At 63.6% G+C, this 19,758-nt stretch carries 15 protein-coding genes and 1 pseudogene; 11 read left to right on the top strand and 5 right to left on the bottom strand.

Annotated features, from left to right (window positions below; genetic code table 11):
* Positions 1 to 300 precede the first annotated feature (300 nt).
* Positions 301 to 561: pseudogene (locus B5V02_RS38270) on the top strand (IS30 family transposase); the annotation flags it as partial.
* A gap of 68 nt (positions 562 to 629) precedes the next feature.
* Here the strand turns inward: B5V02_RS38270 and B5V02_RS38265 are convergent.
* Entirely contained in the window at positions 630 to 2,177 is a 1,548-nt protein-coding gene (locus tag B5V02_RS38265; RefSeq protein WP_111549090.1) for a helicase HerA-like C-terminal domain-containing protein, read from the bottom strand.
* 338 nt (positions 2,178 to 2,515) lie between these two features.
* Here B5V02_RS38265 and B5V02_RS38260 point away from each other — a divergent pair, with 338 nt between their 5' ends.
* The 4 genes from B5V02_RS38260 (at position 2,516) to B5V02_RS38245 (ending at position 6,756) form a co-directional block, all read left to right on the top strand.
* Positions 2,516 to 3,958, top strand: coding sequence for a methylmalonyl-CoA mutase subunit beta (locus tag B5V02_RS38260; protein ID WP_111549089.1), 1,443 nt, complete (start codon positions 2,516 to 2,518; stop codon positions 3,956 to 3,958).
* Entirely contained in the window at positions 3,955 to 6,075 is a 2,121-nt protein-coding gene (gene scpA / locus B5V02_RS38255) for a methylmalonyl-CoA mutase (protein ID WP_111549088.1), read from the top strand. Before B5V02_RS38260 ends, scpA begins: the two co-directional genes overlap by 4 nt.
* A 73-nt stretch (positions 6,076 to 6,148) precedes the next feature.
* Positions 6,149 to 6,370: an AbrB/MazE/SpoVT family DNA-binding domain-containing protein gene (locus B5V02_RS38250; RefSeq protein WP_111549087.1), complete on the top strand. Its 222-nt coding sequence runs from the start codon at positions 6,149 to 6,151 to the stop codon at positions 6,368 to 6,370.
* Complete coding sequence (locus B5V02_RS38245) at positions 6,367 to 6,756, top strand: type II toxin-antitoxin system death-on-curing family toxin (protein ID WP_111549086.1); 390 nt, start codon at positions 6,367 to 6,369, stop codon at positions 6,754 to 6,756. The genes B5V02_RS38250 and B5V02_RS38245 overlap by 4 nt, the downstream gene beginning before the upstream one ends.
* On the opposite strand, the gene greA is transcribed toward B5V02_RS38245, so the two are convergent.
* A complete protein-coding gene (gene greA, locus B5V02_RS38240) occupies positions 6,753 to 7,226 on the bottom strand; it encodes a transcription elongation factor GreA (protein ID WP_111549085.1) in 474 nt (157 codons plus the stop codon). The two genes, B5V02_RS38245 and greA, sit on opposite strands and share 4 nt — an antisense overlap.
* Before the next feature lie 121 nt (positions 7,227 to 7,347).
* On the opposite strand from greA, the gene B5V02_RS38235 reads away from it, so the two are divergent.
* On the top strand, positions 7,348 to 8,724 hold the full coding sequence (locus B5V02_RS38235) for a TIGR03808 family TAT-translocated repetitive protein (protein ID WP_111549378.1): 1,377 nt from the start codon (positions 7,348 to 7,350) through the stop codon (positions 8,722 to 8,724).
* Here B5V02_RS38235 and B5V02_RS38230 read toward each other — a convergent pair.
* Positions 8,717 to 9,721: an asparaginase gene (locus B5V02_RS38230; protein WP_111549084.1), complete on the bottom strand. Its 1,005-nt coding sequence runs from the start codon at positions 9,719 to 9,721 to the stop codon at positions 8,717 to 8,719. The genes B5V02_RS38235 and B5V02_RS38230 overlap by 8 nt on opposite strands.
* Positions 9,722 to 9,749: 28 nt before the next feature.
* Complete coding sequence (locus tag B5V02_RS38225) at positions 9,750 to 10,916, bottom strand: acetyl-CoA acetyltransferase (RefSeq protein WP_111549377.1); 1,167 nt, start codon at positions 10,914 to 10,916, stop codon at positions 9,750 to 9,752.
* A 200-nt stretch (positions 10,917 to 11,116) separates the two neighbouring features.
* Between B5V02_RS38225 and betI the strand changes: the two genes are divergently transcribed.
* From betI to betB, 5 genes are read left to right on the top strand one after another with little or no spacing between them, the layout of a single operon-like run.
* A complete protein-coding gene (gene betI, locus B5V02_RS38220; RefSeq protein ID WP_111549083.1) occupies positions 11,117 to 11,707 on the top strand; it encodes a choline-binding transcriptional repressor BetI in 591 nt (196 codons plus the stop codon).
* On the top strand, positions 11,704 to 13,233 hold the full coding sequence (gene betC / locus B5V02_RS38215; protein WP_111549082.1) for a choline-sulfatase: 1,530 nt from the start codon (positions 11,704 to 11,706) through the stop codon (positions 13,231 to 13,233). Before betI ends, betC begins: the two co-directional genes overlap by 4 nt.
* Positions 13,230 to 14,240: a threonine/serine dehydratase family protein gene (locus B5V02_RS38210; protein WP_167458827.1), complete on the top strand. Its 1,011-nt coding sequence runs from the start codon at positions 13,230 to 13,232 to the stop codon at positions 14,238 to 14,240. The genes betC and B5V02_RS38210 overlap by 4 nt, the downstream gene beginning before the upstream one ends.
* Before the next feature lie 3 nt (positions 14,241 to 14,243).
* The gene (gene betA, locus B5V02_RS38205; RefSeq protein WP_111549081.1) at positions 14,244 to 15,896 is read left to right on the top strand and encodes a choline dehydrogenase; all 1,653 of its coding nucleotides are present in this window, start codon (positions 14,244 to 14,246) and stop codon (positions 15,894 to 15,896) included.
* A gap of 51 nt (positions 15,897 to 15,947) precedes the next feature.
* Positions 15,948 to 17,411 carry a betaine-aldehyde dehydrogenase gene (gene betB, locus B5V02_RS38200; protein ID WP_111549080.1) on the top strand — a complete coding sequence of 488 codons (1,464 nt, stop codon included), beginning with the start codon at positions 15,948 to 15,950 and terminating at the stop codon, positions 17,409 to 17,411.
* A 72-nt stretch (positions 17,412 to 17,483) separates the two neighbouring features.
* Here betB and B5V02_RS38195 read toward each other — a convergent pair whose 3' ends face one another.
* Entirely contained in the window at positions 17,484 to 19,724 is a 2,241-nt protein-coding gene (locus B5V02_RS38195) for a mannose-1-phosphate guanylyltransferase/mannose-6-phosphate isomerase (protein WP_111549079.1), read from the bottom strand.
* Positions 19,725 to 19,758: the final 34 nt, after the last annotated feature.

Raw genomic sequence — 19,758 nt, 5'->3', positions numbered from 1 at the left:
GCATGTCGGCCGATGAGGGCGCCTTTGCCACTGCTTAAATGCAGACATCGCCGATGGCGAAGCTGTAGATCGAGGTTGCGCCATTGAACGCGCCATTCGCTGTTTCGATCGCAAACGACCGGAGTCGAGTCGTTGCAGACTTCGACAGTGTGTGTCGAACGGGTTGTCGTTAGCGGCAGACGGTCGCAAGCGACCTTATGGCGGCAAACCTGCTTCCCTTAGCAAGCGGCCAAGCTCCGTAGACTTCTCGGGATCGCGGTAATACTCGCGACTGGTGAAGGCGGAGGCCGTGAGATCTGGCTTGCCGACCACCAGCGGCTGACACTGGCCACCGACGTCGAGGTCTACTTCTGCGATCCGCGATCTCCCTGGCAGCGCGGCTCGAATGAAAACACCAACCGACTGCTGCGCCAATATCTGCCACGTGGCACCGACCTATCCCTGCACAGCCAGGCAAAGCTCAGCGCCATCGCGCGGCAGCTCAACGAACGCCCAAGAAAGACCTTGCTCTATAAGACCCCTGCGGAGAAGTTCGCTGAGTGTGTTGCAGCGATCGGTTGAACCCGCCGCCCACTGCGGTCATTCGAAAACTGGCCGCGGATGACCGCTTCTGGCGTAGCTGCCGCTTCTCACCGCCCCCGCGACAAGCTCCCCAATATCCCGCGCACGATGGCGCGTCCCACAGACGAGCCCACCGAGCGTACCACCGACTTGATTGCGGCCTCGGCCACCGTCTGCCGATTGGACGGGCGCGGCGCCGGCGCGCGCCTGCCACCGGGTTGCGGTGCCGGATCGTCGTTGCCGAAGCCGGGAATGGTCCAGCGCGAGCGGCCGCTGTCGGCCTGCTGCGCCTGCTCTTCGGCGTCCTGCGCCTCCTTGGCCTTTTTCCGCAGCATCTCGAAAGCCGATTCGCGATCGACGACCTGGTCGTACTGACCGGCGACCGGGCTTTCCTGGATCAGCTTTTGTCGCTCGGCGGGCGTGATCGGCCCAAGGCGCGAGGCGGGCGGGCGGATCAGCGTCCGCTGCACCATGGACGGAACGCCCTTGGTTTCGAGCGTCGAGACCAGCGCCTCGCCGGTGCCGAGCTGGGTGATCGCGGTGGCACAATCGAAGTCGGGATTCGGCCTGAAGGTTTCGGCCGCGGTCTTCACCGCCTTCTGCTCGCGCGGCGTATAGGCGCGCAGTGCGTGCTGCACCCGGTTGCCGAGCTGGGCGAGAACGGTTTCTGGAACATCCAGCGGGTTTTGCGTAACGAAATAGACGCCGACGCCCTTCGAGCGGATCAGGCGGACCACCTGCTCGACCCGGTCGATCAGCACTTTCGGTGCGTCCTCGAACAGCAGATGCGCCTCGTCGAAGAAGAACACCAGCTTCGGCCTGTCGGGATCGCCAACTTCCGGCAGCACCTCGAACAGCTCCGACATCAGCCACAACAGGAAGGTCGCGTAGAGCCGCGGATTCATCATCAGCTTGTCGGCGGCAAGCACGCTGATGGCGCCTCGCCCGTCACGGGTGATGCGCATGATGTCGGCGATGCGCAATGCCGGCTCGCCAAAGAAATGCGCCGCACCCTGCTGCTCCAGAACCAGCAGCGTGCGCTGGATGGCTCCGACGGAAGGCTTCGTCACATTGCCGTAGCGCGAGCCCAGCTCGTCGGCGCGCTCGGCGATGTTGGCCAGCAGCGCCTGCAGGTCCTTCATGTCCAGAAGCAGCAGGCCTTCCTCGTCCGCCAGGCGGAAGGCGATGTTCATGATGCCTTCCTGAGCCTCGGTCAGGTTCATCAGGCGCGACAAAAGCAACGGCCCCATTTCAGAGACAGTGGCGCGGATCGGATGGCCCTGCTCGCCGAACAGATCCCAGAAAATGACCGGGAATTCCTGGAAGTCATAGGGGTCGAGCTTGACCTGTTCAGCCCGCTTGACGAGGAAATCCTGCGCCGTGCCCATCATGGCGATGCCGGACAGGTCGCCCTTGATGTCGGCGCAGAACACCGGCACGCCGGCATTGGAAAAACCTTCGGCCAGGATCTGCAAAGTGACGGTCTTGCCGGTACCGGTGGCACCGGTCACCAGGCCGTGACGGTTTCCATATTGCAGCAACAAATGCTCGGCACGCTGATAGCTGTCGTCGGGCTTGCGGCTGGCGCCGATGAAAATGCTGGTGTCGTCAGCCATATGTCCGGTCTCCGCAGACTGATGTGTTTAAAGCCAGTGGCCTTGCCGCAGGTATAGTGAGGCCCTTGCACAGCGACAATGCCAATCGTTCAAGTGGGGGCCAATCGTCCAAATCGGGGCCAATCGTCCAAATCCAGCCCAGTCGTCCAAATCGGGTTTTTGGAACTTGCGGATTTTGCCGGTGTTTGGCAATCGTTCATGGTTCGTCCATGCGAGGCTACCTATATCTGATGGATTGAATTCCGACCTTGAAAGCGCATTGCATTGCGATATCGGACCGGGGACCGTAGACTGAGCTGCTCCAGGCTGTTGCGGTCGCATGAAAACGAGGAAGACGGATGGGCGCCGGAGCCTTGATCCAGGACGTTGAACCAGAGAACGCCGAGCGCCAGCGATGGCTGGCCCTGGCGGAAAAGGCGTTGGCCGGCGCATCCTTCGAGGAAAAGCTGGTCTCGCATACCGACGACAACATCCGCATCGAACCGCTCTACGAGCGCAGCATCGCAGCGGAACCAACCGTGCGCGCAAACCCGAAATCGCCCTGGATCGTCAGCCAGCGCATCGATGATCCGGATATCGACCGCGCCAGAGCCCAGGCCCTGGAGGATGTGGCGCAAGGCGCGACGGGATTGTCGCTTGTCTTCGAAGGCGCGCCGAACGCGTTCGGCTACGGCCTGCCGAGGACGGCGCAGGCGCTGGAGACGGTGCTGGACGGCGTGCCGCTCAACCGCATCCAGGTCCGCATCGATGCCCACCCCTGGAGCCGCGCCGTGGCCGACTGGCTGGTGGCGTTCCTGAGCAAGCGCCGTTCGGACCCGGCAAAGCTCAACCTCTCCTTCGGCATCGATCCGGCGGCGATCTTCGCCGGCACCGGCCGGCTGCGCATGTCGATCGAGGCGCTGCAGGCCTCGATGCCGCAGTCGCTGGCGCATTTCTTCTCGATGGGCGTTCCGGGCGTGCTCTTGGAGGCGGACGGGCGCGTGTTCCACAATGCCGGCGCCACGGAGGCGCAAGAGCTTGGCATCATGCTGGCTTCGGCGGTCTCCTATCTCAGAATGTTCGAGACGGCGCGACAGCCGCTTGTCTATGCCGCACCCCATATCGGCTTTGCGCTCAGCGTCGACCAGGACCAGTTCCTGTCGGTGGCCAAGGTCAGAGCGCTGCGCAGGCTCTGGGCACGGCTGCAAGAGGCCTGTTCGATCCCCAATTCCACCGCCAATATCCATGCCGAGACGTCGTTTCGCATGATGACGGCCATGGATCCGGAGACCAACATCCTGCGCACCACAATTGCCTGCTTTGCCGCGGCATCCGGCGGCGCCGATTCGATCTCCATCCTGCCGCACACGATCGCGCATGGCTTGCCGGCGGGTTTTGCCCGTCGCGTTGCCCGCAACGCGCAGCTGATCATGGCCAATGAAAGCCATATCGATCATGTCGCCGATCCTGCCTATGGTTCCGGCGGCGTCGAAGCGCTGACCGCGGAACTGTGCGAGAGGGCCTGGGCGGAACTGCAGACAATCGAGGCCGAGGGCGGCGTCTTGTCCAGCCTTCAGGACGGACATATCCAGAAGCGCGTTCACGCCGCGGCGGCGCGGCGCAACGCGGCCTACCAGGCTGGCGAGCGGACCATCATCGGCACCACGCTCTACCCGTTGAAAAGCGAACGCCCGGTCGAGACGCTGGCAGCGGAACGGCGGCCCGCCTTCAACGAAGGCGTTGCCGTCTGCGAAGCCCTGTTTCCGGTCCGCATCGACCAATCGATCGGAGCCGTCTCTTGATCCCTGATTTCAGCCAGATCGGCTGGGTGCCGCCACGCCGCGCACCGGTCGAGGTCAAAGGCCAGCGGACGACGCCGGAAGGCCTTGTCGCCAAGCATCTGTACAATCAAAGCGACCTCAAGGGCCTGCCGCATCTCGACACCTATCCGGGCCTGCCGCCCTTCGTGCGCGGCCCCTACCCCACCATGTACGTCCAGCAACCCTGGACGATCCGGCAATATGCCGGTTTCTCGACGGCGGAGGAGTCCAACGCTTTCTACCGGCGCAATCTTGCCGCCGGCCAGAAGGGACTGTCGGTCGCCTTCGATCTCGCCACGCATCGCGGCTATGACAGCGACCATCCGCGTGTCGCCGGCGATGTCGGCATGGCGGGCGTCGCCATCGATTCCATTCTCGACATGCGGCAGCTCTTCGACGGCATTCCGCTCGGCGACATGACCGTGTCGATGACCATGAACGGCGCGGTGCTGCCGATCATGGCGCTTTACATCGTCGCGGCTGAAGAACAGGGCGTTGCGCAAAAGGATCTGGCCGGGACCATTCAGAACGACATTCTGAAGGAGTTCATGGTCCGCAACACGTACATCTATCCGCCAAAACCCTCGATGCGGATCGTTTCGGACATCTTCTCCTATACGTCGAAGCACATGCCGAAGTTCAATTCGATCTCGATCTCCGGCTATCACATGCAGGAGGCCGGCGCGACGGCCGACCTGGAGCTCGCCTATACGATCGCCGACGGCATCGAATATGCCCGCGCCGGCGTTGCGGCGGGCCTCGATATCGACCGCTTCGCGCCGCGCCTGTCCTTCTTCTGGGCGATCGGCATGAACTTCTTCATGGAAGTCGCCAAACTCCGTGCGGCACGCCTGTTGTGGGCAACCCTGATGGAGAAGAATTTTTCGCCCAAGGACGAGCGCTCGCTGTCATTGCGCACCCATTGCCAGACCTCGGGCTGGTCGCTGACGGCGCAGGACCCTTACAACAACATCATCCGCACCATGATCGAGGCGATGGCGGCGACGCAGGGGCATACGCAGTCGCTGCACACCAATTCCTTCGACGAGGCGATGGCGCTGCCGACCGACCATTCGGCACGGATCGCCCGCAACACCCAATTGATCCTGCAAAAGGAATCCGGCACCACGCGCATCATCGACCCGTGGGGCGGTTCGGCCTATCTTGAACGGCTGACGCATGATCTGGCGGCGCGTGCGCTTGCCCACATCGAGGAGATCGAGGCGCTCGGCGGCATGGCCGCCGCGACCGAACAAGGCATTCCCAAACTGCGCATCGAGGAAGCGGCGGCACGCACGCAGGCGCGCATCGATTCGGGCGAGCAGATGCTGGTCGGCGTCAATGCACATCGCCCCGCGACCGACATCGAGGTCGACGTGCTGAAGATCGACAATGCCGAAGTCAGGGCGCGGCAATTGTCGAAGCTGCAACGCCTGAAAGGCACACGCGATGTCGGCGCGGTCGAAAGCGCGCTCGATGCGCTGACCCGTGCCGCGGAAGGCAATGAAAACCTGCTGGAGTTCGCCATCCGCGCCGCGCGCGCCAATGCCACGGTCGGCGAGATCTCGTTCGCCTTGGAAAGAACCTTTGGCCGCCATGTCGCAACGGTCCAGACGATCTCCGGCGTCTACCGCAAGGCACTCGGCGACAATTCCGTGGTCGAGGGGCTGCAGGACAAGCTTGAAGCCTTTGAGAAGAAATCCGGCGGCAAGCCGCGCATTCTCGTTGCCAAGATGGGACAGGACGGCCACGACCGTGGGCAAAAGGTCATCGCCACTGCCTTCGCCGATCTCGGCTTCGACGTCACCGTTGGGGCGATGTTCCAGACACCGGATGAGATCGCCAGGCTGGCGGTCGCGCGGGACGTTCATGTCATCGGCGCCTCGTCGCTGGCCGCGGGGCACCTGACGCTGATCCCCGAATTGCGTGACGCGCTGAAAAAGCTCGGTCGCGGCGACATGCTGATCGTGGCCGGCGGCGTCATCCCGCCACAGGACTACGACGCGGTGCTGCAAGCGGGTGCGGCGGAAATCTTCCCGCCGGGCACGGTCATTCCGGAAGCGGCGGATCGCTTGCTGGATCGACTGCTGAAGGCCTAACGGGGCCTGTTATAATATCTGTTGCAACGCATGCTGATTGCGTTATAATTGGCGTTGCAACAGGATATCCATCATGAACACCACCATTCGCAAGATCGGCAATTCCGAAGGTGTGATCCTGCCCAAGGAAATTCTCGACCGCCTGAACATGAAGACAGGCGATCAGCTCCAGATTGTCGAAACGGACAAGGGTATTGCTCTTGAGCCGGTGGACGACAGTTTCGAGCGGCAGATGGAAGCTGCTCGTAAGGTCATGGACAAGTACAAGGTCGCACTTCAGAAACTCGCCGAATGAGCTGGGAGTTTCTGTCACGTCGCGTGGTCGAAGCGATGCATACGGAGCAATTGCGCAGGCATGGCGGAGCGCAAGGTTTGAGAGATGAAAACGCTCTCGAATCGGCGCTCGCCCGCGCTGAAAACAAGGCGAACTATGAAGACCCATCGGTCGAGAATCTCGCCGCTGCCTATGTCTTTGGCATTGCCAGAAATCATGCCTTCGTCGACGGTAACAAGCGTACTGCTATCGTGGCGGCCGGCGCATTTTTGATTGTGAACGGCCATGTCCTGACAGCCGACAACGGCACGCTTTACGAATTCGTCATGGCCGTCGCTTCCGGCGAAATCGATGAAGCCGGAGCCGCGGCTTTCTTCCGCGACCATGTCGTCAAGCTCGAGGACTAGCTGTCGGAGAGCTTGACGATTTCCCATTCCTTGCCGTTGACCACAGCCACGTCGCCGACCTTCTTGCCGAACAGGGCGACGGCCATCGGCGACACATGGGAAATGGTGCCCTTGGCCGGGTCGGCCTCGTCCTCGCCGACGATTTTCCAGTGCACCTTCCTGCCGTCATCGCCCTCAAGTGTGGCGCCCATGCCGAAGCGCATCAGGTCGCTGTTCGGTTCCGGCACCGATAACTCGGCGCTTTCGCGCCGGGCGGTCCAATAGCGCAGGTCGCGCGACACCACCGCGATGCGCTCGCGGTCCGCCTTCCGCTCGGCTTTGGCCAGTATGTCGCGCAGATCGGCGAGATTCTCTTCGATCATCGCCAGGCCGCGCTCCGTCACCAGGTTGCGGTGCTGGCTGATCGGCCGCTCGCCAACGCCGGCGATGGCGTTTTCGCTGTCTTCCTCGCGCGTGAAAGCTCTGCTCATCCGTTGAACTTAGGCGCGGAGAGGCTGCTCGACAAGCCATTGTCGCTGCGCCGGTGAGGAGCGCCAGTACGTCTGGCACGATTCCTGCGGTGTCGGGGTTGAACGCCAGGACCCTGTGCCGATGTTGAACAGACGAAAGCTGCTAACCGGAACCGCCGGCTTTGCCGTCATGGGCCTTTCGCTTGGCAGAGCGGCGGCCGCCAGCCTGACCGGCATCGAGAAAGCCTCCATGCGCGGTTCGATCAACGCGACTGAACTTGGCGTCTCACCTGGCACCTTTGATGATCAGAGCAAGGCCTTCGCCAAGCTGCTGCGCGGCGCCAACGACCGCGACATGCCGGTGTTCCTGCCGCCCGGCACCTATGTGGTGTCCAACCTGTCGCTGCCCGGCCGTGTGCGTCTTTCCGGCGTGCCGGGCGCAACGCGGATCGTCTATGGCGGTGATGGTCACCTGTTCATGGCCGAACAGGCCGACCATATCGAACTCAGCGGGCTGGTCTTCGATGGCAGCAACCGCTCGATGGGCGACTACGCGCAAGGATTGCTCGATCTGCGCCGGGTCGCGCACCTCGTCGTCGACAATTGCCAGATAACCGGCAGCGCCAAGAACGGATTGGCGCTGGAACACGCGGCGGGCCGGGTCGAGCGCTCGGACATTTCGGGGGCTGCCGATGCCGGCATCTATTCGGTCGAGGCTGATGGGCTGGAAATCACAGGCAACACCATCTCCGACTGTGCCAATGGCGGCATCCTGGTGCACCGCTGGCAGGCGGCGGAAGACGGCACAATGGTCACCGGCAACCGCGTCGAGCGCATCCAGGCGCGCAGTGGCGGAACCGGGCAGAACGGCAATGGCATCAACGCCTTCCGGGCCGGCAATGTCGTCATCTCTGGCAACATCGTCTCGGACTGCGCCTTCTCGGCGATCCGCGCCAACAGCGCCAGCAATCTGCAGATATCAGGCAACACCTGCTCGCGCTTGGGCGAGACCGCGGTCTATTCGGAATTCTCGTTCGAAGGCGCCATCATCAGCAACAACATCGTCGATGGCGCCGCCAACGGAATCTCCATCGTCAACTTCAACGAAGGTGGCCGCATGGGTGTCTGCTCGGGCAACATCGTGCGCAATCTGTTGACCAGCGGCCCCTACCCCGCAGACCCGCCCGGCTTCGGCGTGGGCATCGGCGTCGAAGCCGACACGACCGTTTCCAACAATGTCATCGAGAACGCGCCGCTCTATGGCATGCAGATCGGCTGGGGGCCGTATCTGCGCAATGTCGTCGCCACCGGCAACATCATCCGCAAGGCTGGAACCGGCATCGTCGTCAGCGTGGTCGATGGCGCCGGTACGGCCGTCATCTCAGACAACGTCATCGATGGTGCGCTGAACGGCGCCGTCGTCGGCCAGCGCTGGGCCGAGCCGGCGACAGGCGATCTGACATCGTCGGACAAGAGCGGTTATGCGCACCTGACCGTCGAGCGCAATCACGTCAGCTGAGTGCCGCCGTCGGCCTGAGCGCCCCGACCTTGGCGCCGTTCCGGCTTTCAATCGGAGCGTTGGCCAGTTCGAGTAGCTTCGCCGCCAGGGCCTCATCCGCGTGCAGCAGCCTGGCAATGACGGCGGCAACCATGGCTTCGCCAGCGCGGCCGGCACCATCATCGCATTTGAGCGCGATGCCGAGGCCAAGCTCGGGGAGTGCCGCGCAATAGACGCCTTCGGCGCCGCCTTTTGCAAAAATCCGCCCGGGTGCAGCCTCCATCAAAGCGACATCGGCACGGCCGGTGCCGGCGACAAAGAACGGTTCTGCCATGCAGGCGGCCAGCAGACGCCTCGCGGCCCTGGCTCGCTCGGGACCAAAACCATTTGTCGTGGCCATGCGGGCAAAGCCTAGGGCGAAGCTCCTGAGCGGCACCGCGTAGGTCGGGATCGAGCAGCCATCGGTCGCTCGTTCATCGGCACCATGGACAGCGCCCGTCACTGCCTGCATGGCGTCGCGCACCATCTCCTGCAAGGCGTGCTCCGGCTTGACATAGCCGCGGTGCGCAATGCCTGCGTGGACGCAGGTGCAGAGGAAGCCGGAATGCTTGCCGGAGCAGTTGTTGTGCAATGCGTTCGGCGAACCGCCGGCGCGGGCAAGCGAAATCTCCGAGTCATGATTGGAGGGCCAATGCGCGCCGCATTCGAGCGCTGACCCGTCCAATCCGGCCCTGGCCAGCATGGATCGCGCCAGTTCGACATGCGCGGGCTCGCCCGAATGGGAGGCACAGGCAAGCGCCAGTTCGCGGTTGCCAAAGCCATAGGCATCGGCCGTGCCGCTTTCGACCAGCGGCAATGCCTGGATCGCCTTGACCGCGGAGCGCGGAAACACCGGCTTCGAGGTGTCGCCGATCTCCAGGACCGGCTTGCCATCGGCATCAAAGACCGCGACAGCACCGCGATGGGCGCTCTCGACGATCGCGCCGCGCAAGACTTCGATCAGAACCGGATTTGTCATGGCCACCCCGTAAAAATACGGGCTGCTTCTACCTGATCCGGTCCAATATTGAAACGTAGTTGGCGACGGCAGCACCACCCATGTTGAAGATGCCACCAAGTTTTGCGCCCGGCACCTGGATGCCGCCGGCTTCGCCAACAAGCTGCATGGCGGTCAAAACATGCATGGAGACGCCTGTGGCGCCGATCGGATGGCCCTTGGCCTTCAACCCACCTGATGGATTGACCGGCAGGCGGCCATCCCTGGCGGTCTCGCCGCTCATGGCGAGCTTCGCCCCCTCGCCCGGCTTGGCCAGGCCCATCGCCTCATACTCGATCAGTTCGGCAATGGTGAAGCAGTCATGCGTCTCGACGAAGGACAGATCGTCGAGCGTCACGCCGGCATTCTTCAGCGCACGAGTCCAGGCCTGTTCGCAGCCTTCGAAGGTCAGGATGTCGCGCTTCGACATCGGCAGGAAATCCTGCACATGCTCGTTGGCGCGGAAGGCAACGGCGCGGCGCATCTTCAGTGCGGTCGCGGTGTCGGCAAGGATAAGGGCGGCGGCGCCGTCGGAGACCAGCGAGCAGTCGGTGCGCTTCAGCGGACCGGCAACGAAGGGGTTCTTTTCGCTTTCCTGGCGGCAGAACTCATAGCCGAAATCCTTGCGCATCTGCGCATAGGGATTGTCGACGCCGTTCTTGTGGTTCTTGGCGGCGATCATCGCCAGCGCGTCCGACTGGTCGCCATAGCGCTGGAAATAGGCCTGCGCGATCTTGCCGAAGACGCCGGCGAACCCCGCCGGTGTCTCGCCGTCCTCAGGCAGATAGGAAGCCTTGAGCAGGTTCTTGCCGATCTCGGGTCCGGGCGTCGTCGTCATCTGCTCGGCACCGACCACCAGCACGATGCGGGCGGCATTGGCGTCGATAGCGCGGATGCCTTGCCTGACCGCCGCCGAACCGGTGGCGCAAGCGTTCTCGACGCGCGTCGCCGGCTTGAAGCGCAGCCGGTCGTCGGCCTGAAGCACCAGGCTGGCGGTGAAATCCTGCGCCGAAAAGCCGGCGTTGAAGTGGCCGAGCACGATCTCGTCGACCTCGTCCGGCCCGATACCGGCATGGTCGAGTGCGTCGGTCGCCACCTTGACGATAAGATTTTCGAGCGTCTCGCCCTCAAGCTTGCCGAAACGCGAATGCGCCCAGCCAACGATGCATGCGGTCATGGCGGTCTCCATCCTTGGCGCCAGCCTATCATGTGGGCTCATGGCGCACTTCGCCTTTATTGTTCAAATATAAACAATCATGCCCGCGCCTGGAAGGGCCGGAACCGGACAATCGCTTGGTACAGGCGGAGCCGGTGTCGATTTTTTTGTTGATTGACCCGTCAATAAAAAATAATCCTGCTTCAAAGGACCATAGCGAGATGCCGAAAGTCGGAATGGAACCCCTGCGCCGCAAGGCGCTCATCGACGCGACGATCTCGGCGATCGGCGAACGCGGCTCGCTCGACGTGACCATGTCCGAGATCGCTGGCCGCGCCGGCGTGTCCTCGGCCCTTGCCCATCATTATTTCGGCGCCAAGGACGAATTGCTGCTGGCGACGATGCGCCACATTCTGGCCGAACTGACCACCGACACGCGGCGCGCCCTTGGTGCAGCCAGCAGCCCGCGCGAGCGCGTTTCGGCGGTCGTGGCCGTCAACTTCTCCGACCTCCAATTCCAGCCGGAAACCATCGCCGCCTGGCTCGCCTTCTATGTCGAGGCGCAGAAATCGGCGGCGCTGCGCCGGCTGCTCAAGGTCTATGCGCGGCGCCTGCACTCCAACCTGTTGAGCGGGCTGACCGGCATCTTGCCGAGAGCCAAGGCCGATCGCGTCGCCGAGGCGACCGCGGCGCTGATCGACGGGCTCTATATCAGGCGCGCCCTGAAGGACGGCGTGCCCGACGCCGCGACCGCGATCGCGCTGGTCGAGGACTATCTCGAAACGAAACTTGGTGGGCGACAGACACAGTGACAACCAAGCGAGCCAATTTCCTGATCGTCATGGTCGATCAACTCAACGGTACGCTGTTCCCGGATGGGCCGGCGGACTTCCTGCACGTGCCGCATCTCAAGGCACTGGCCGGCCGCTCGGCGCGCTTTGCCAACAACTACACCGCATCGCCGCTTTGCGCGCCGGGCCGGGCCTCGTTCATGAGTGGGCAGCTACCGTCGCGCACCGGGGTCTATGACAATGCCGCCGAATTCGTGTCGTCGATCCCGACCTTCGCCCATCATCTGCGCGCCGCCGGCTACTACACCTGCCTGTCGGGCAAGATGCATTTCGTCGGACCGGACCAGTTGCACGGTTTCGAGGAGCGGCTGACCACCGACATCTATCCGGCCGATTTCGGCTGGACGCCGGATTACCGCAATCCCGGCGAGCGCATCGAATGGTGGTATCACAATCTGGGCTCGGTGACCGGCGCCGGCGTTGCAGAGACCACCAACCAGATGGAGTATGACGACGAGGTCGTGTTCCTGGCCACGCAGAAACTCTATGAGCTTTCGCGCGATCAGGACGATGCGAACCATCGGCCCTGGTGCCTCACCGTTTCGCTGTCGCACCCGCACGATCCCTATGTCGCGCGCAAGCAGTACTGGGATCTCTACGAACACTGCCAGGCGCTGGACCCGGAAACCGGGTTCATCGCACATGACGAGCAGGACACGCATTCGCAGCGGCTGTACCACGCCAGCGATTATCCGTCTTTCGAGATCACTGCTGAGCAGGTGCGTCGTTCCCGGCGCGGCTATTTCGCCAACATCTCCTATGTCGATGACAAGCTCGGCGAGCTTCTGGACGTTCTGCGGCGAACGCGCATGCTCGACGACACCATCATCCTGTTCTGCTCGGACCATGGCGACATGCTCGGCGAGCGCGGCCTGTGGTTCAAGATGAGCTTCTTCGAGGGCTCGGCGCGGGTGCCGCTAATGATCGCCGGCAAAGGCGTTCGCGCCGGGCTGATCGAGGCGCCGGTCTCCAATCTCGACGTGGCACCGACGCTTTGCGACCTCGCCGGCATCGACATCGGTGCGATCGCGCCGTGGACCGACGGCCAGTCGCTGCTACCCCTCACCAATGGCGGGCAGCGCACCGCGCCTGTGTTGATGGAGTATGCCGCCGAGGGTTCCTCCGCGCCCCTGGTGGCGATCCGTGACGGCAGATACAAGTTCGTCCATTGCGAGCTCGACCCGCCGCAACTGTTCGATCTCGAAACCGACCCGCTCGAGCGAGACAATTTGGCTGAGGATCCGGCCAATGCGGGCTTGGTGGCGGCATTCATGAACAAGGTCCGGGCGCGCTGGGACATGGCTGGCTTCGACGCCGCCGTGCGCGAAAGCCAGGCGCGCCGCTGGGTCGTCTATCCCGCGCTGCGCAACGGCGCCTACTACCCCTGGGATTTCCAGCCGCTGCAAAAGGCGTCGGAACGCTACATGCGCAATCACATGAACCTCGACAATCTCGAGGAGAGCAAACGGTATCCACGAGGCGAATGATGGCAGACCTTCTCGTCCCCTCCCTCGACCATCTCAAGCAGGCCTATGCCGTCACCTCGCGGGCGACACAGATCACGCCGCTGCTGGAATCGGCAGCCCTGGCCAGGGAGACCGGTGCGGCCCGCGTCTTCATCAAGCCGGAATCTCTGCAATGGGCTGGATCGTTCAAGATACGCGGCGCCTATTGGCGGCTGAAGCAGCTTTCAGCCGACGAGGCGAAGAAGGGCGTCGTCGCCTATTCCTCAGGCAATTTCGCGCAAGGGCTGGCAGCGGCCGGCCAGGCGCTTGGCATTCCGGTCACCATCGTGATGCCGATCGACGCACCCGCCGCCAAGCGCGACGCCACGGCAGGCTATGGCGCCCGCGTCGTGCTGACCGACCACGGCGAGCGTGCGCGTGAGGAAGTCGCCGCCGCCAAGGCGCGCGAGATCGCCGAGACCGAGGGGCTGGCTTTGCTGCATCCGTTCGACGATCCGGAGATCGTCGCCGGCCAGGCGGGCGCCGGCCTCGAAGCGCTCGACCAGCTTGCCGCCAAGGACGCCAGCGCTGACCTTTTGTTCTGCTCGGTCGGCGGCGGTGGACTGATCGGCGGCGTTTCGCTCGCCTTCCACTATCTGTCGCCGGCCACCGAGATCATCGGCGTCGAGCCGGAAGGTTTCAATGGCATGGGCTCGTCGCTGGCGCATGGCAGCATCGAGACGATGCCGATCTGCCCGAAGTCGATCTGTGACGGGTTGATGTCGCGACGGCCGGGCGACGCGCCGTTCGCGGCGGTCAAGACCGCCGGCGTTCGCGGCATCACCGTCGACGATCAATCGGTGCGGCAAGCCATGCGGATCGCCTTCGAGCGCATGAAGCTGGTGCTCGAACCGTCGGGAGCCGCCTCGCTGGCGGCGCTGCTCGGCGGCAAAGTGGATGTAAAGGGCAAGACCGTGCTCGTGATGGCAACTGGCGGCAACGTTTCGCTCGCCGATTTCATTACGCATATGAACGATGGGCGCATATGAACCATGCTTGAAGCGGATTTCGTCATCATCGGCTCCGGCTCGGCCGGCTCGGCCATGGCCTATCGACTGTCCGAGGACGGCAAGCATTCGGTGATCGTCATCGAATTCGGTGGCACCGATATCGGACCATTGATCCAGATGCCGTCGGCGCTGTCGATCCCGCTCAACATGAACCTCTACGACTGGGGCTTTGCCAGCGAGCCGGAGCCGCATCTCGGCGGCCGCGTGCTGGCGACGCCGCGCGGCAAGGTGATCGGCGGCTCGTCCTCGATAAATGGCATGGTCTATGTGCGCGGCCATGCCCGCGACTTTGATCATTGGGCCGAAGAGGGTGCGGCCGGCTGGGGCTTTGCCGACGTGCTCCCCTATTTCAAGCGCATGGAGGACAATGACGGCGGCGAGGATGGCTGGCGCGGCCACGGGGGGCCATTGCATGTACAGCGCGGCTCGCGGCGCAATCCGCTCTACGGCGCCTTCGTCGAGGCGGGCCGCCAGGCGGGGTTCGAACTGACCGACGACTACAATGGTTCCAAGCAGGAAGGTTTTGGGCCGATGGAGCAGACCATTCGCGGCGGCCGCCGCTGGTCGGCTGCAAGCGCCTATCTGAAGCCGGCGTTGAACCGCAAGAATGTTAGCCTGCTCAAGGGTTTCGCCCGCCGGGTGATCATCGAGAATCAACGCGCTATCGGCGTCGAGATCGAAGCTCACAGACAGATTCAGGTCGTTAAGGCGCGACGTGAGGTGATCGTCGCCGCCTCATCGATCAATTCGCCTAAGATCCTAATGCTGTCGGGCATCGGTCCGGCCGAGCATCTCAGGGAAAACGGCATAGAAGTGGTGGCCGACCGGCCCGGCGTCGGCCGCAATTTGCAAGACCATATGGAACTCTACATCCAGCAGGAATCGACACAGCCGATTACGCTGAACTCGGTGCTCAATCCGTTCTCGAAGGCGCTGATCGGGGCGCAGTGGCTGTTCTTCAAGACCGGGCTTGGCGCCACCAACCATTTCGAGGCAGCCGCCTTCGTGCGCTCGCGTGCCGGTGTCGACTATCCTGATATCCAGTACCACTTCATCCCGGCGGCGGTCCGCTATGACGGCAAAGCGGCGGCGAAATCGCACGGCTTCCAGGCGCATGTCGGGCCGATGCGTTCGAAATCGCGCGGCTCGGTGACGCTGCGCTCGCCGGACCCGAAATCGAAGCCGGTGATCCGCTTCAACTACATGTCGCATCCTGACGACTGGACGGAGTTCCGCCACTGCATCCGGCTGACCCGCGAGATCTTCGGCCAGAAGGCATTCGATGGCTATCGCGGCAAGGAAATCTCGCCGGGTTCGCACGTGCAGTCGGACGACGATCTCGATGTTTTCATCAGGGATCACGCCGAGAGCGCTTACCATCCTTGCGGCACCTGCAAGATGGGCCGCCCGGACGACATGATGAGCGTCGTCGATCCGGAATGCCGGGTCATCGGCGTCGAGGGATTGCGCGTCGCCGATTCCTCGATCTTCCCGCGCGTCACCAACGGCAACCTCAACGCACCGTCGATCATGACCGGCGAGAAGGCATCCGACCACATTCTCGGCCGCACGCCATTGGCGCCGTCCAACCAGGAACCATGGATCAATCCGCGCTGGCAGGCGTCCGACAGATAGAGCATGATCCGGCGAACGTTCCGCCCAAGCGAAGACGATTTGGAGACCCCCATGCGCGCCCAGCCCACGGCATCGCACTATGTCAACGGACGCTATATCGACGATGAGCAAGGCGCGCCGCTGCCGGTCATCTATCCGGCAACCGGCGAGACCATCGCCATGCTGCGTTCGGCGACGCCGAACGTGCTGGAGCTCGCCGTCGAGGCCGCGCGTGCCGCGCAGCCCGCCTGGGCGCGGCTGAAGCCGGTCGAGCGTGGACGCATCCTGCGCCGTGCCGCCGACATCTTGCGCGCCCGCAACGCCGATCTCGCCCGCATCGAGACGCTCGACACCGGCAAGGCGATCCAGGAAACGCTGGTGGCAGACGCGCCGTCGGCCGCGGACTGCCTTGAATATTTCGGCGGCGCGGTCGCTGCCTACAATGGCGAGGCGATAGATCTTGGCGGGCCCTTTGCCTACACGCGGCGCGAAGCGCTCGGCGTCTGTGTCGGCATCGGCGCCTGGAACTATCCGATCCAGATCGCCGGCTGGAAATCAGCGCCGGCCCTCGCCATGGGCAACGCCATGGTGTTCAAACCGTCGGAAAACACGCCGCTTTCAGCGCTGGCGCTGGCCGAGATCTACAGCGAGGCCGGCCTGCCCGATGGGCTGTTCAACGTCGTGCAGGGCTATGGCGATGTCGGCGCCGGGCTTGTCGGCCACGATGTCGTCGCCAAGGTTTCGGTCACCGGCTCGGTGCCGACCGGGCGCAAGGTGCTGTCGCTGGCCGGTTCGAAGATGAAGCACGCGACGATGGAGCTCGGCGGCAAGTCGCCGCTGATCGTCTTCGACGATGCCGACATCGAGAATGCCATTGGCGGCGCCATGCTCGGCAATTTCTATTCGACCGGCCAGATCTGCTCCAACGGCACGCGGGTCTTCGTGCAGAGCGGCATCCACGACCGCTTCGTCGAACGCCTTGTCGAGCGGACGAAAAAAATCCGCATCGGCGATCCGCTCGACCCCGAGACCCAGATGGGGCCGCTGGTCTCCGAGGCTCAGCATGAGAAGGTGGTCGGCTATATCGAGATCGGCAAGCAGGATGGAGCTGTTCTCGCCTGCGGCGGTAATGTGCCTTCGCTGCAGGGCTTTGACGGCGGCTTCTTCGTCGAGCCGACGGTGTTCACGGGCGTCACCGACACGATGCGCATCGCCCGCGAAGAGATTTTCGGGCCCGTGATGAGCGTGCTGAAATTCGACGGCGAGGACGAAGTGATCGACCGCGCCAACGACACCGAATTCGGCCTCGCCGCGGGCGTCTTCACGCGCGACCTGCCGCGCGCCCACCGCGTCATCGCCGAGCTGCAGGCCGGCACCTGCTGGATCAACGCCTACAATCTGACGCCGGTGGAAATCCCCTTCGGTGGCTTCAAGCAGTCAGGCATCGGCCGCGAGAATTCGCTGGCGGCGCTGGCGCTCTATTCGCAGCTGAAGTCGATTTATGTCGAGACCGGGGATGTGGCCAGCCCGTATTGAATTGGCGATTGGCGAAAGCCGACTTGACGGCCAATCTCCCCCCTTGCGGGGGAGATTGGCAGCTGCAGCCCGTCAGCTTGCCTTCTTCGCCGTGCTGTCCAGATACTGCGTCAGCGCGCAGACCAGATGATAGAAGATGCTGGCCGGCACATCGGTAGCCAGCGAGCGGCCGCGTTCGTCGATGCGGTCGATCCACAGGCCGAGCGGCGCCGGGTCGATGTGCCAGCGGAACAGCCGGCCAACGCGTGCCTCGATCTCCGGCTTGAGATCCGGCCCGCCCGAACCATCGAGCGCAATCGCGGCCTTGACCGCTTCGGCCTGCGGCCAGCTGCGTGAGACAAGGTCGAGCGGCAGGCCATGCCTGGAGACGGCGCCATAAGAAAGGCCGGTGGCGCGGTTGAGGCCATTGGCGATGGCCGAGGCATAAAGTTTCCTGGCAAAGCCGCTCAGTTCGGCCTGGCCGCTGCGCCCGGCGAAATCGATCAGCAGCGAGGCCCATTCGAAGTGATGGCCGGGTTCGGTCCAGGAGCCTTTCTCGCCGGCGGACGGTTTCCATTCGGCATCGAAATATTCGCCCAGCGTCCAGCTTTCCGGGTCGAAGAAATGGCTGCGGAAGAGGTCGATGATGCGTGCGGCACGACGCAGATAGGCGCGGTCGCCGGTGGCCTTATACCAGGCGAGAAAGGCCTCAAGCAGATGCATATGCGGGTTGGAGCGCCGCTCGCCCTCGCCGCCCGATGTCTCGAGAAAGCCGGTCATACGGCTGTCCTCGAGATACGCGTCGAGAAAGTCGAAAGTCTCTTCGCCGAGCCGCAAGGCGTCGGGATTGCCCGACATATGCGCGTGCGCCAGCGCCAGCAGCACGCAGGAATGATCATAGGCATCCTCGGTGGCGTCGGCAACGGAGCCGTCGACATTCAGCGTGCGCACCCAGCCGCCTTGGTCGGTGCGGCCATTTTTGGCCATGAAGTCGATGCCGTGGCTGATCAGCCGGTCGGCCGGACCGTCCCAGCCGCGCGCTTTGGCGACGGCGAAAGCATAGACCTGCCTTGCCATGGTGCGCATGCGCTTGGGCTTCATCAGCGGCGAAGCATCAAGGCCGAGCGCTTCGTGAAAACCGCCATGGCGCTCGTCGACGCCCGATGTCGACCACAGCGGCAAGGTCTCCTGAAACAGCCAGTGATGTACGCGCCGCCGCCATGCGCCATTTTCGATGACGCGGTCATGCGCCGGCGTGAATCGGGTTTCCAGCCGGCCCGATTTCTCGAGCTGCTCGACGATCTTCTTGACGTGCTGGCTGTGGCTGACCGGGGCGACGAAGGTGGCGTCTGATGTCGAGACGATGGCGACGTCCTTCATGCCGATCGCCGACAGCAGGCGGCCGTCGCTGCGGATGTAGGAGTTCTCGCAGTCGATGGCGACGACATCGCCGATGACGACATTGCCCTGGTCGTCGGCAGGGCCGACATCGAGCAGCGACTGCCAGGAGCCGAGATCGTTCCAGCGGAAGCCAGCCGGCACCATGGCGATGTCCTTTGCCCGCTCCATGATGGCGTAGTCGATCGAGTTCGACGGGATGGCCCCATAGAGTTCCAGCGGCATGTAGAGGCCGGACAGATCCGATGTCGCCGCCTTGTAGGCCGCTTCGGTGGCCTGCCAGATTTCAGGCTGGAACGCCGCGAAGGCGTCGCGCATGGCGCCGGCGCGAAACAGGAAGATGCCGGTGTTCCAATAGAAATTTCCGGCCTTGAGATAGTTCTGCGCAGTCGCAAGGTCCGGCTTTTCGACAAAGCGCGACACGTCGAAGGTGCCGCCGCTTTCGGCTGCGACTTCGATATAGCCATAGCCGGTCTCGGGCTGCGTCGGCTTGATGCCGAACACCACCAGCCGGCCGGCGTGTGCTGCCTCGGTGCCGGCTTCGACACTCTGCCAGAATTGGCGCGGGGTTGATATCTCATGGTCGGACGGCACCACCAGCACCAGGCTGTCGCCGAACTCGGACAGCGTGCGCAGCGCCGCCAGCGCGACGGCGGCGGCGGTGTTGCGGCCGGTCGGCTCGAACAGCGGCCCGCCGCCGGCGAGATCGAGGCCGGCGAGATCGGCACGGACGCGTTCGGCATGGCGTTCCGAGGCGATCAGGAAGATCGGCGTTTCGCCTTCCGGCCTCGCCGTCAGCCGACGCAAGGTCTTGGCCAGCATCGAGCCATCGCCGGACAGATCGTGGAACTGCTTGGGGTTGTCCTCGCGCGACAGCGGCCACAGCCGCGAGCCGATGCCGCCGCTCATGACAAAACTAACGATCCGCTCGGTCATTCGGGTCTCGCGCTCAGAAGGCATTGGTGGCCGG

The organism is Mesorhizobium kowhaii (assembly GCF_003253745.1).
Lineage (GTDB): Bacteria > Pseudomonadota > Alphaproteobacteria > Rhizobiales > Rhizobiaceae > Mesorhizobium > Mesorhizobium kowhaii.
This window is presented reverse-complemented; position numbering and strand designations above follow the sequence as displayed.